Source organism: Bradyrhizobium embrapense (genome assembly GCF_001189235.2).
GTDB lineage: Bacteria > Pseudomonadota > Alphaproteobacteria > Rhizobiales > Xanthobacteraceae > Bradyrhizobium > Bradyrhizobium embrapense.
Map to the genome: position 1 here is coordinate 181,533 of NZ_LFIP02000010.1, position 12,727 is coordinate 194,259.

Here is a 12,727-nt window from a genome sequence, read left to right on the forward strand (position 1 = left end):
GCAGCCGCAAGCCGGCCGGCCGCGATCCTCAGATGTCGATGGTGGCGCTCAGCGAGTTTTCCTGGATGAAATCGCGGCGCGGTTCGACCACGTCGCCCATCAGCTTGGTGAAGATGTCGTCGGCCTCGTCGACCTCCTTGACCTTCACCTGGAGCAGCGAGCGCGCCTCGGTGTCCAGCGTGGTCTCCCACAGCTGCTCCGGATTCATCTCGCCGAGACCTTTGTAGCGCTGCAGCGAGATGCCCTTGCGGGCGGCGTCGGTCACCGCCTCGAACAGGTCGACCGGACCATGGATGATCTGCTCGGCGTCCTTGCGCCGGAGCTTGCCCGCCCGCACGTAGATCTCCTGCAGCCTGGTCGCATATTCGTCGAGCTTGCGTGCATCGGCCGAGCCGAGAAACGCGTCGTCGATCACGGCCACTTCCTTGACACCGCGCACGGTGCGCTCGAAGTGGAAGCCCTGGCCCTCCGTGAAGGTGCCGACCCAGCCGCGCTCGACCTCTTCGGCCACGGCGTCCAGCCGTTTGGCGATGTACTCGGCCGCCGAGTTGGCGGTGGCGACCTCGCCGGTGATCCTCGGGCTCAGCACGCCCGCGATCGCGGCCTGCTCGATCACCGCGCGATTGTAGCGGCTGTGCAAATTGCGCAGCACAGAGCGGATCACCCGCGCGTCTTCGACCAGCGACAGCAGGTCACGGCCCGATCGGTCTTCGCCTGAGGCCGGCTTGAAGACGCATTCGTCGAGCCCGGTCGAGATCAGATAGTCCTCCAGCGCGCGCTCGTCCTTCAGATATTGCTCGGACTTGCCGCGCGAGACCTTATAGAGCGGCGGCTGGGCGATATAGAGATAGCCGCCATCGATGATCGAGCGCATCTGGCGATAGAAGAAGGTCAGCAGCAGCGTGCGGATATGGGCGCCGTCGACGTCGGCGTCGGTCATCACGATGATCTTGTGATAGCGCAGCTTGTCGACCGAGAAATCGTCGCTGATGCCGGTGCCGAGCGCGGTGATCAGCGTGCCGATCTGCTCCGACGACAGCATCTTGTCGGGGCGCACGCGCTCGACATTGAGGATCTTGCCGCGCAGCGGCAGCACCGCCTGGAATTCGCGGTTGCGGCCCTGCTTGGCGCTGCCGCCTGCCGAGTCGCCCTCGACGATGAACAGTTCGGACTTGGCCGGATCCTTCTCTTGGCAGTCGGCGAGCTTGCCGGGCAGCGAGGAGACGCTGAGCGGGTTCTTGCGGGTCAGCTCGCGTGCCTTGCGCGCGGCCTCGCGGGCTGCGGCGGCCTGGATCACCTTGCCGACGATTTCCTTGGCTTCCTTCGGATTCTCCTCGAACCACGCGGCGAGCGCCTCGTTGAGGACGTTCTCGACCACCGGTCGAACCTCCGAGGACACCAGCTTGTCCTTGGTCTGCGACGAGAATTTCGGATCGGGCACCTTCACCGACAGCACCGCGGTGAGGCCTTCGCGGCAATCGTCGCCGGTCAGCGCGATCTTTTCCTTCTTCGCATTGGCCTCGGCGTAGCCGTTGACCTGGCGCGTCAGCGCGCCGCGGAAGCCGGCCAGATGGGTGCCGCCGTCGCGCTGCGGGATGTTGTTGGTGAAGCAAAGCACGTTCTCGTGGTAGCTGTCGTTCCACCACAGCGCGGCCTCGACGCCGATGCCATTGGCTTCCGAGCGCACCATGATCGGCGCCGGCACGATCGCCTTCTTGTTGCGGTCGAGATATTTGACGAATTCCTCGACACCGCCGGAATAGTGCATCTCCTCGCGCTTCTCGACCGCGTGACGCATGTCTGAGAGCACGATATGGACGCCGGAGTTGAGGAAGGCGAGCTCGCGCAGCCGGTGCTCGAGCGTCGCAAAATCATATTCGACGTTCTTGAAGGTTTCGGTCGAGGCGAGGAAGGTGACCTCGGTGCCGCGTTTGCCCGGGGCATCGCCGACCACCTTGAGCGGCGCCACGGCATCGCCGTGCGCGAATTCGATGTAGTGTTCCTTGTCGTCGCGCCAGATGCGCAGCTCGAGCTTGCTCGAGAGCGCATTGACGACGGAGACGCCGACGCCGTGCAGACCGCCGGAGACCTTGTAGGAATTCTGGTCGAATTTTCCGCCGGCGTGCAGCTGGGTCATGATGACCTCGGCCGCCGAGACGCCTTCGCCCTTGTGGATGTCGACCGGAATGCCGCGGCCGTCGTCGTAGACGGTGACGGAATTGTCGGCGTTGAGGGTGACCAGGACGCGGCTCGCATGGCCCGCCAGCGCCTCGTCGATCGCGTTGTCGACGACCTCGTAGACCATGTGATGCAGGCCGGACCCGTCATCGGTGTCGCCGATATACATGCCGGGCCGCTTGCGGACAGCGTCGAGGCCCTTCAGCACCCGGATCGATTCCGCACCATATTCAGCAGGAATGGGATGCTCAGATTCGGCAGGGGTCTGCCGGGCAGGTTCAGTCATGTGAGGCCTTCGAGGATGTCCCGAATCAGCTGCACAAAATGAGGCGCTGATTCCGCTATTTGTGCCATGAAAGACGAGTTGCGCCTAGCGCAAAGTCTCCGTCTACAAACTATTGAATAAATAGGATTTTTTAGGCCTTTTTCAAGGTCTTCAAAGGCCGATTCGGGAGGCTCTGAAAAGCCCCTTTCGAGGGCGGATTCCGAGCTCCCATCGAGGCCGATTCTGCATCGCCGGAAACATCATGGGACCAGGCTGAATTGGAGCGGATTGGGAGGCTCGCTTCTCCCGACCGGCCGTCGCCGGCTACTGTGCATGGGGTTGTTTTCGATATTTTGCCGATGCGCTCCGCAACGGCGCCATCGCTTCAGATTGCCCCAATTAGCCGCGCCGCGTGGCGCGGCCGGATTCGACGTCGAAAATCTCCCCCGTCGGGCCGATATCGACGAAGGCGGCAGGATCGGCGCCGGTCATCCAGACCTGCGCGCCGAGCCTGGCGAGCTCCTCGAACAGCGCCTTGCGCCGGTTGGGATCGAGATGGGCGACGACCTCGTCGAGCAGCAGCAGCGGCACGATGCCGGTCATCTCCGCGACCATCGTGGCATGCGCCAGCACCAGCCCGATCAACAGCGCCTTCTGCTCGCCGGTCGAGGCATCGCGCGCCGGCATGTTCTTCGGCGCGTAGACCACTTGCAGATCGGTCAGATGCGGGCCGTCGAGCGTGCGCCCGGCGGCGGCGTCGCGGGGACGGCTGGCGCGCAGGATCTCGCGGTAGCGGTCCTCCACCGCCGTTGCGGGCTCCTGCAGCAGCGCATTCTCCATCCAGCCGTCGAGCATGATCTCGGCGGACGGGAAGGCCGACGCCGCGCCGCGCTCATGCAGCATCACGGCGAGCTTGGCGGCGGTCTGGCCGCGCGATGCGGCGACCGCGACCGCAAGCTCCGCGGTCTCGCGCTCGATCGCATCACACCAATGGTCGTCGTAGTTGCGGACCTCGAGCAGCCGGTTGCGCGAGCGCAGCGAGCGCTCCAGCGCCGAGACCCGGCTGGAATGCTCGGAATCGATCGCCAGCACCAGGCGGTCGAAGAAGCGCCGCCGCTCCGACGCCGCACCCATGAACAGGCCGTCCATCGCCGGCGTCAGCCACACGATGCGCAGATGGTCGCCGAACGCGGTTGCGGACCCCACCGGTTCTCGGTCGATGCGGCAGCGCCGGCTGTTGCTCGCCTCGCCGGTCGGGGGATCGATGCCGGTGCCGAGCGTGGCGAGGCCGAGCGCGCCCTCGACTTCCGCCGAGACCGCCCAGGAGCCGTCGCCCTGATTGTCGGCGATGTCCTCCAGGGTCGCACGGCGCAGCCCGCGGCCCGGTGACAGGAACGAGACCGCCTCCATGCAATTGGTCTTGCCGGCGCCGTTCGGCCCGACCAGCACCACCATGTCGCCCGCGACCTGCAGCGTCGCCGCCCGATAGTTGCGGAAATGCGTCAGCGACAGGCGATGAATGCGGGACGGGGTCATCTCAGCTCGTCATTGCCGGGCAGTCGTGCCCAGCCACGACGCAATCTAGTGCTGATGTGCGCCAAGAGAAGTAGCGTCACACCCGCATCGGCATCAGCACGTAGAGCGCGCCCTTGCTGTCGCGGTCCTGCACCAGGGTCGGCGAGCCGGGATCGGCGAGCTTCAGCACCGCGACCTCGCCCTCGATCTGGGCGGCGATGTCGAGCAGATAGCGCGAGTTGAAGCCGATATCGAGCGCGTCGGAGGCGTACTCGACCTCGAGCTCTTCGGTGGCGCTGCCGGAATCCGGGTTGGTGACCGAGAGCACCAGCTTGCCTGGGGACAAAGCCAGCTTCACGGCGCGGCCGCGTTCGCTGGAAATGGTCGAAACGCGGTCGACGGCGGCCTCGAAATCCTTCTTGTCGACCACCAGTTCCTTGTCGTTGTTCTGCGGAATGACGCGGCCATAGTCCGGAAAGGTGCCGTCGATCAGTTTCGAGGTCAGCACCACATTACCGAGCGTGAAGCGGATCTTGCCGTCCGACAGCTCGATCGAGATCTCGGCGTCGTCGCCCTCGATCAGCCGCTGTACCTCGCCGACCGTCTTGCGCGGCACGATCACGCCGGGCATGCCAGTCGCGCCCTTGGGCAGCGGGAGGTCGATCTGGGCCAGACGATGACCGTCGGTCGCAACCCCGCGCAGGGTCGCCGCCTTGGCGCTGCCGGCAGCGTGCAGATAGATGCCGTTGAGGTAATAGCGGGTCTCTTCGGTCGAGATCGCAAACTGGGTGCGGTCGATCAGCCGCTTGATGTCGGAGGCCGGCAGCGAGAACGAATGCGTCATGTCGCCGGCGGCAAGGCCCGGGAAATCGCTCTCGGGCAGCGTCTGCAACGTGAAGCGCGAGCGGCCGGCGCGCACCGCGAGCACCGAGCGGTCGCCATCGGCCTCCAGCACGATCTGCGAGCCGTCGGGCAGCTTGCGGACGATGTCATAGAACATGTGCGCGGGCACCGTGGTCGAGCCGGCGGTTCCGGTCTCCGCCGGCAGCGTCTCCGTCACCTCGAGATCGAGGTCGGTCGCCTTCAGCGACAATTTGGCGCCCTCGGCGCGGATCAGCACGTTGCCGAGGATCGGGATGGTGTTGCGGCGCTCGACCACGCGGTGAACGTGACCCAGCGATTTCAGGAGTTGCGCGCGCTCGACGGTGACCTTCATTGCAATACCCGCCAGATCCCTCAGATGGAAAAGCCGGGCGGCCGTTCAGGGCAGCACCGCGGCATTGGAAACCCGATAAGCCGGATCAATACCGGATTTGATCAAACCCACGGGGGGACCGCAAGGTGGCGCGGATGGGCGGCCGGTGCAAGAGATACGGGCGCGAAACGGGCCCCGTTCCCCACGTTTTGGGTCGGAAAAAAGTTTAGCCCTCCCCTCTCGATAAAGGGAAGGGCTATGGGCCGATCCGGCCGGATGAGGCAGGCCGTATTCCTGCAGTCTCATTCCTGCAATTGCCGCTTCAGCGATTCGACTTCCTCGGACAGCGTCGTGTCCTTGGCGACCAGTGCCTCAATCTTGCGCACCGCGTGCAACACCGTGGTGTGGTCGCGGCCGCCGAAGCGCCGGCCGATCTCCGGCAGCGAGCGCAGGGTCAGCGTCTTGGCCAGGTACATCGCAACCTGGCGCGGACGCACCACGTTGGCGGTGCGGCGGGACGACAGGAGGTCGGAGCGGCTGACATTGTACTGCCGGGCGACGACGCGCTGGATGTCCTCGATCTTGATCCGCTTCGGCTCCTGCGGGCGGATCAGGTCGCGCACCTCGCGCTCGGCCATCTCCAGCGTCACCGGCTGGTTGTTGAGCTTGGAGTGCGCCAGCAGGCGGTTGATCGCGCCTTCGAGGTCGCGGCCATTGTGGGTGATGGTGCGCGCCAGATAGTCGAGCACTTCCTCCGGCACGTCGAAGCTTGCGTGGTGGGCGCGGGCCGCGGCGACGCGCGACTTCAGGATGCCGAGCCGCAGTTCCTCGCCGAGCGAGCCCATCTCGACCACGAGGCCACCGGCCAGCCGCGAGCGCACGCGGTCGTCGAGGCTTTCGAGGTCGGACGGCGGACGGTCGGCCGCGATCACGACCTGACGGCCGGCATCGATCAGCGCGTTCAGCGTGTGGCAGAACTCGGCCTGCGTCGACTTGCCCTGCAGGAACTGCAGGTCGTCGATCACCAGCACGTCGATGCCGCGCAGCGCCTCCTTGAACGCCAGCGCCGTCTGCGTCTTCAGCGCCGCGACGAAGCCGTACATGAACTTCTCGGCGGTGAGATACAGCACCTTGCGCTCGCCGCCGGAATTGCCGGCCCAGGTCACGGCCTGCAGCAGATGCGTCTTGCCGAGGCCGACGCCGGCATGGATGTAGAGTGGGTTGAACATCACGGGGTCGCCGCGGCGACCTTCCGCGACCTGGCGCGCAGCCGCATGGGCCAGCGTGTTGGAACGACCGACGACGAAGCTTGCAAAGGTCAGGCGCGGATCGAGCGGCGAGCCGCCGAGCGCGTCATGGCTCGCGGACACCGGCGCGGTCGCGAACGAGCGCAGTTCAGGCGCGGGACGGCCGTCATGGCGCTCGACACGGCGCACTTCGGCCGGCGCGGCCGCTTCCTTCACCGGAGCCGTCGCGCGGATGGCCGAGCGCACGGTGAGATCGATGCGATGCACTTCGGGCATCTCGGCCTGCCAGCAGGAGAGCACGCGTTCGGCGTAATGCGCCTGGATCCAGCTCTTGAGGAACCGGGTCGGAACCGACAGATGCACGCTCTCATTGTGCACGCTCTCCAGATCCATCCGTGCAAACCAGCTCGTGTAAACGTCCTCGCCGACGCTCGTCCGCAAACGTCCCTTCACCCGCGACCAGCGATCCTGTTCCGTGTTCGTCATTGCCTTCGTACTTCCAAGTCTGAGAGATAATTGTTGCGAAAGCGCCGCGCAGGTTTCCTGCCACGACGCGACCTCTAGCGGGCGCGATCTGCTCCGGACAAAGCTCTCCCGTGTGGCGGCCATGCGCCACGCGACAGGTCAGCTGTTTGGAGAAGATGCGTCCCGCGAGGTCAGCGCGTACTCGACGGCGCCTGCGGGTAAGGGCCGACGTCCGAGGAGTTGATTACGGCACCACTGGAGAGCTGCACTTCAGCTGTCGTTGGTTCGACTGCAGTGATGATCCCGTAAGGCATAACTCCTCCCCCTCCCGCCGCGACGTATCGCGGCAAGTTGTCAGCTTGCTGGTGTCTTCAAATGCGAACTGCCGCTACCGAACACCGAGATGCCCGGCGCTTCGCCGCCGCGTGTCGTCGTCAACCCGTTCGCTCGCGCCGCGTTCCCGCTGCCGGATTCCGACTGACGTCCTGGTCTCTCTTGTTCGATCCCCCAATTTACCGGGGCATCGCCGGAGATATTTAGACACAGGTCGACCGTCCCCATATCGCTATGAGCCGTCAATCCAGCTTCGCTTGGAAAGCGTCGCTAACGCACACACCGCCGCCGATTTGTGCGTCCGCCCTTGGTTCTCAAACCGCGCTGATCTGCAGAGCCGTGGGCGTCGCGAACAACAAATAGATACACCAAGCGTATTTTCTGACAATCCGTGGATTCGACGGGGATCGAGACTCTTCGCGACTGTTGCGGTGTTGCCGACACAGAGCTGCGAAAGCAAGGTTTTGAATCAGCGCACAGATTCACGCGTGTCACAAACGACGGTGCAATACCAAAAATTTTTCATAGAAAATTTACATTCGGTCTCGCGCCGGTCATTTTTCCAATCGCTGTTCGGCGCTATGTGCATAAGTAATTCGCGAGACGTCATTTTTCGCGATTACTTTTGCAGGGTAACCCCGCTTCGCAATTTTCAACGCGAGATGTTCGCGTATTATTCCATCTACCTAGCTTAGCGCAGAACAATCTGTGCGCGAGTGCGGCGCGTTAAGCATATTGAGCCGGTAGAACTACGGACGCGGACGAAACATGACACGCAGTTCGTTGCACGGCAACGCCTGCTCTTCTCGCGTTGTGAAACTTCCACGACAAAATGCGAGACCAAAACAAAAAGCCCGGCGCAAGCCGGGCTTCGTGACAAATCTGTTCCTCAGTCAACTCACGCGCGCGAGCGTTACTCGCTGAGCTCGCTTGGTCGCCTCACTTGGCGAGCTTGGCGATGCTCTGCGTAAGGCGCGACACCTTCCGGCTCGCGAGGTTCTTGTGAATGATGTTGCGCTGCGCTGCCTTCATCAGTTCGGGCTCGGCCTTGCGCATCGCCTTGAGTGCCGCCTCGCGGTCGCCGCTCTTGATCGCTTCCTCGACGGTGCGCACCGCGCCACGCATCTGCGTGCGACGCGACTTGTTGACGATGGTGCGGCGGGCAATCTTGCGGGTCGCCTTCTTGGCGGAGGTGGTGTTGGCCATGGTTCTCTAACTGTCCTTCGGCGGTGATCGCTCGGTGGTCGGGCTTGCGCGCACCGGCCGGTTCAAATCTCTACTCTGATGCTATTTGTCCAAGGTGGATTTCTTGGGTGTCCTTGAGGCGGCCATGCCAAGGCGCATAATGCTGCCCCCGCATGCGGCACTGTCCAAAGAACAGCGGCGGCAGGATTGCGCCCGCCGCCATCGGCCGGTCTTATAGATGGCGCAGGCTTAACCGTCAACGCTTTCGGGACCGAAAAACGGCCCGAAATCGGCCTCACGAGGGCCGGATAAGCCGCTGAAGAGGTTGAATTTCCGGGGGCCGCCCGGTAAGGCCTGACGACGCGTGGGGCGCGACAGGGAGTTATGGTGACGCATGATCCGCGGCTTTTTCCGCCTGATCGGCCTTCTGCTGCTGGCCGGCAGTTTCATCTTCATGGTCTATGACGGGGCCCGCTACGTCGCCGACCAGAGCCTGCGGTTCACCCAATTCGGCCAGTTCTGGAACGATATCCACCAGTCGAGCCAGCAGGCGTTCCATGCCTGGGTGGATCGCTTCGCGCCCTGGCTCTGGAACAGCGTGATCCGCGTGCTGCTGGAGCAGCCGGTGTTCGCGGTGCTCGGCATTGCCGGCATCCTGCTGATGATCCTGTTCCGGCCGCGCAAGCCGCTGATCGGCTACGCACGCGACTGAACAGGCAGCGGCCCGCTTGAGCTTGTCTTCGCTGCAGCCGTTCAGTAACGGGGCTGCCATCATCCGCGTAAGGACATATATAGGTGACGGCCGGCCCGCAGGCCGCAGCCCGCGTCGTCCGATGTCCCGCCTGGAGGTATCCATGTTGTTCATGCGCAAGACCACCGCGTTGCCGAGCGCCGCCGAGGCGCTGCCAGGCCGCGCGACGCCGATCCCGACCGCGACAACCCATTTCGTGAATGGCAGCAAATTGACGCCGCCCTATCCGCAAGGCCTCGAGCAGGCGGTGTTCGGGCTCGGCTGCTTCTGGGGCGCGGAACGGAAGTTCTGGGAACTCGGCGACGGGATCTACACCACGGCGGTCGGCTATGCCGGCGGCCACACGCCGAACCCGACCTATGAAGAGGTCTGCTCGGGACGCACCGGCCACACCGAGGTCGTGCTTGTCGTGTTCGATCCGAAGAAGGTCTCTTACGAGAAGCTGCTGAAGACGTTCTGGGAGAACCACAACCCGACGCAGGGCATGCGCCAGGGCAACGACATCGGCACACAGTATCGTTCCGCGATCTACACGTTCAGCGACGCGCAGCGCAAAGCCGCCGATGCGTCGCAGGCGATGTATCAGAAAGCGCTGGCCGCCAAGGGCCTCGGCGCGATCACGACCGAAGTGGCTCCGGCCGGCGAATTCTACTTCGCCGAGGACTACCATCAGCAATACCTCGCCAAGAATCCGGCGGGCTATTGCGGGCTCGGCGGCACCGGCGTGTCCTGCCCGATCGGCGTCGGCGTCACCGCCTGATCGCCCTGGTCATGCGCTAAATCGAGGGGGAGGCGGGCTTCCCGGCTCCCCGCTCGGTGCTCGAAAACCCTTTATTAACCATAAGTGGTGCAAGACTGGGCCTGTCTCGCCGTTGAGGGATAGGTCCGGTGCCGGTTGCACACGCGTTACGATTGCCGATCACTGCCGTTGTGGCTGCGCTCGCGCTGTCTGGCTGCATGAGCACGTCGGGTCCGGTCGCCGTCGGCCCGCAAGGCGTCGACGCCGTGACCTATGGCCCGGCCTACGCACCCGCCCCGGTTGCCGATGCAGGCGGCGGTGGTGCGATCAGCGCATTGCGCTCCGCCTTCGCCAGCACGTCTCCTGGTTATGGTTATCCCGCGCCGGGCCCCGCCCCGGTGGTTTATGCCGCCGCCTCCGGTGGGCCCGCCGGTTACGACAACTCTTATTATCTCGGCCCGGGCGACAAGCTCCGCGTCGTGGTCTACGGCCAGGAAGGCCTGACCAACTCCTATGCGATCGACGCCGCCGGCGCGATCACCATGCCGCTGATCGGCTCGGTGCCGGCACGCGGCCGCACGCCGGCCGGGCTCGCCGGTGAAATCTCGGCGCGGCTGCGCAACGGCTTCATCCGCGAGCCTTCGGTCGCGGTCGAGATCGAATCCTACCGGCCGTTCTTCATCCTCGGCGAGGTCCAGGCTCCCGGCCAATATCCCTACGTGCCGAACATGACCGTCGAAAGCGCGGTCGCGATCGCCGGCGGCTTCTCGCCGCGCGCCCGCCGCGACAGCGTGACATTGACCCACACGGATCCCTCCGGCGCCGGCCGCTTCGTGGTGCCGCTGGGCACGCCGATGAGTCCGGGCGATACGGTGTTCGTCAGCGAGCGCTGGTTCTGACCACCGCTCGTCATGGGCGGACTCGACTGCGCATCCATCTACGAAGAGTCCGCACGAAGATGATGGATTGCCGGGTCAAGCCCGGCAATGACGGTCAGCGCAAATGCTTTCCAAAAAACTCCATGCTGCGCGGCCAGGCGATGTCGGCGCTCGCCTTGTCGTAGCTGGCGCGCTCGTCGCAATGGAAGCCGTGCTGCGCGCCGGGATAGATGAAGACCTCGACCTCGGGTCGCTTCGACTTGATGGTCTCGACATCGCTCAAGGGAATGCCGGCATCCTTCTCGCCGAAATGCAGCTGCGTCGGCACCGCCGGCTTGTCGTCGGCGAAGCGGATGATGGCGCCGCCGTAATAGCCGATCGCGGCCGAGAGCCCGGTCAGCTTGGTTGCAGCCGCATAGGCGATGCTGCCGCCGAGGCAGAAGCCGATGATGCCGACCGGCCCGATCGACTTGACCGCGTCGATCGCCGCCTGGCTGTCGCGCAGCATCGCGGCGAAGTCCGGATTGGCGACGAACTTCCGGGCCTCGGCCACTTCATCGGGGGAATAGCCGCTCTGGAAGTTCGGCGTGATGCGGTCGAAGATCGACGGCGCAACCGCGACATAGCCTTCCTCCGCCAGCCGGTCACAGACCGAGCGGATGTGATGGTTGACGCCGAAGATCTCCTGGATCACGACGATCGCGCCCTTCGGCGCACTGGTGGGATCGGCGCGATAGGCACCGAATTCAAATCCGTCCGACGCTTTCAGTTTGATGTCTTGTCCCATGGTCCATCCTTGTCATGTTGGGGGTTGCATGAAGCTTTCGATGATGAGGGTTAGCGCCACATCCAGTTCTCGCCCCAGTCGGCCTTCCAGCCGGTCAGCCGGTGTTTGCGAAATTGCAGGAAGAGACGGTCATGGTGCGGGAACAGCCCGCTGCCGCCGAGGTCGCGGAAGGTCAGGAAGATCTCGTTGCCGGGCCGGCCGCTGACATAGGCGAGCGGCGTGCCGAGTGCGCGCTGCGCGTCGTCGACGCCCATGCCGAACACCAGCGGCGTGTTATTCGACAGCGTCGCGGTGAAGGTAGACGGGGCCGTTACGAACGGCTGCTTCTGCGCGCTTGCTTCCGTTGCTGCGGCGGTCAGCAACAAGGCGGCGACAATCGTCTTCATGAGGCAGCCTTTCCCGGCGCGCCGGTTTCAAGGCTATCGAGGAACGGCAGCACGGCGGCGATGAAGGCCTGCGGCTGGTCGATGTTGACGGCATGGCCGGCGTTCGGAATCACCGCCTTCTGTGCGCCAGGGATCTTCGCCGCCATGTAGTCGGACGCCGCCAGGAACGGCGTGTCGTCGGCGCCGACCACAACCAGCGACGGCACCTTGATCCCCGGCAACGACTCGATCACCCGCGCATCGCGTTGCGCCAGCATGCCGCGCGCGGCGAGCGCGAGGCCGCGGGCGTTGCGATGCGTGACCGACGCGCGCTCGGCACTCGCCGACTTCAGCACGTCGAGCCCTTCGCGATCGAACCGATCGCCGGTGTCGCGGGCGCGTTTGTTCCAGACCTCGCGGGCGTCGTCTTTCTTGAATCCCGGGCCGGTGTCGATGATCAAGAGCGCGCGCACCCGCTCCGGATGGGCGCGGTGGAAGGCAAGCGACATGTAGCCGCCGAGCGAAAGGCCACCAACGATCGCCTTGTCGGCGCCGGCGGCGTCGAGCAGGGCGGCGATGTCGCCCACGGTCAGGGCTTCACTATAAGCATCCGGATCATCGGGATAGTCGGACTGGCCGTGTCCGCGCATGTCCCACAGAATCAGCCTGTGCCGCTTCGACAGCGCCTCGATCTGGCCCCGCCACATCGCAGAGGTCGACGAGTAGCCGTGGGCGAGGATCAGGGGTGGGCCGCTGCCGTGAATCTCGTAATAGATATCGACGCCGCTGCGGTTGAGCTTGGCCATTGACGGGCTCCTTCTGTT

Annotated in this window: 11 protein-coding genes; 3 read left to right on the top strand and 8 right to left on the bottom strand. The window is 64.6% G+C overall.

Annotated features, from left to right (window positions below; translation table 11 throughout):
- Window positions 1-28 precede the first annotated feature (28 nt).
- The 5 genes from gyrB to rpsT form a co-directional block, all read right to left on the bottom strand.
- Window positions 29-2,464: a DNA topoisomerase (ATP-hydrolyzing) subunit B gene (gyrB, locus tag AKN83_RS32165; protein WP_063695629.1), complete on the bottom strand. Its 2,436-nt coding sequence runs from the start codon at window positions 2,462-2,464 to the stop codon at window positions 29-31.
- Between the two features lie 378 nt (window positions 2,465-2,842).
- The gene (gene recF / locus AKN83_RS32170; protein WP_050406231.1) at window positions 2,843-3,979 is read right to left on the bottom strand and encodes a DNA replication/repair protein RecF; all 1,137 of its coding nucleotides are present in this window, start codon (window positions 3,977-3,979) and stop codon (window positions 2,843-2,845) included.
- A gap of 76 nt (window positions 3,980-4,055) precedes the next feature.
- Complete coding sequence (gene dnaN / locus AKN83_RS32175) at window positions 4,056-5,174, bottom strand: DNA polymerase III subunit beta (RefSeq protein ID WP_063695630.1); 1,119 nt, start codon at window positions 5,172-5,174, stop codon at window positions 4,056-4,058.
- A 281-nt stretch (window positions 5,175-5,455) separates the two neighbouring features.
- Window positions 5,456-6,886: a chromosomal replication initiator protein DnaA gene (gene dnaA / locus AKN83_RS32180; protein ID WP_050405453.1), complete on the bottom strand. Its 1,431-nt coding sequence runs from the start codon at window positions 6,884-6,886 to the stop codon at window positions 5,456-5,458.
- Window positions 6,887-8,137: 1,251 nt separating this feature from the next.
- Window positions 8,138-8,404: a 30S ribosomal protein S20 gene (rpsT, locus tag AKN83_RS32185; protein WP_021077661.1), complete on the bottom strand. Its 267-nt coding sequence runs from the start codon at window positions 8,402-8,404 to the stop codon at window positions 8,138-8,140.
- Window positions 8,405-8,777: 373 nt separating this feature from the next.
- Here rpsT and AKN83_RS32190 point away from each other — a divergent pair, with 373 nt between their 5' ends.
- The 3 genes from AKN83_RS32190 to AKN83_RS32200 all read left to right on the top strand — a co-directional run bounded on the left by AKN83_RS32190 (window position 8,778) and on the right by AKN83_RS32200 (window position 10,772).
- A complete protein-coding gene (locus AKN83_RS32190; protein WP_050405452.1) occupies window positions 8,778-9,095 on the top strand; it encodes a hypothetical protein in 318 nt (105 codons plus the stop codon).
- 142 nt (window positions 9,096-9,237) lie between these two features.
- Complete coding sequence (msrA, locus tag AKN83_RS32195) at window positions 9,238-9,894, top strand: peptide-methionine (S)-S-oxide reductase MsrA (RefSeq protein WP_050405451.1); 657 nt, start codon at window positions 9,238-9,240, stop codon at window positions 9,892-9,894.
- A gap of 128 nt (window positions 9,895-10,022) precedes the next feature.
- Window positions 10,023-10,772 carry a polysaccharide biosynthesis/export family protein gene (locus AKN83_RS32200; RefSeq protein WP_050405450.1) on the top strand — a complete coding sequence of 250 codons (750 nt, stop codon included), beginning with the start codon at window positions 10,023-10,025 and terminating at the stop codon, window positions 10,770-10,772.
- Between the two features lie 94 nt (window positions 10,773-10,866).
- Here AKN83_RS32200 and AKN83_RS32205 read toward each other — a convergent pair whose 3' ends face one another.
- Genes AKN83_RS32205 through AKN83_RS32215 form a run of 3 tightly spaced genes read right to left on the bottom strand, consistent with a single transcriptional unit; the run spans window position 10,867 to window position 12,709 of the window.
- On the bottom strand, window positions 10,867-11,538 hold the full coding sequence (locus AKN83_RS32205; RefSeq protein WP_050405449.1) for a dienelactone hydrolase family protein: 672 nt from the start codon (window positions 11,536-11,538) through the stop codon (window positions 10,867-10,869).
- 50 nt (window positions 11,539-11,588) lie between these two features.
- Window positions 11,589-11,924 carry a hypothetical protein gene (locus AKN83_RS32210; RefSeq protein WP_050405448.1) on the bottom strand — a complete coding sequence of 112 codons (336 nt, stop codon included), beginning with the start codon at window positions 11,922-11,924 and terminating at the stop codon, window positions 11,589-11,591.
- Entirely contained in the window at window positions 11,921-12,709 is a 789-nt protein-coding gene (locus tag AKN83_RS32215) for an alpha/beta fold hydrolase (RefSeq protein ID WP_050405447.1), read from the bottom strand. Before AKN83_RS32215 ends, AKN83_RS32210 begins: the two co-directional genes overlap by 4 nt.
- Window positions 12,710-12,727 lie beyond the last annotated feature (18 nt).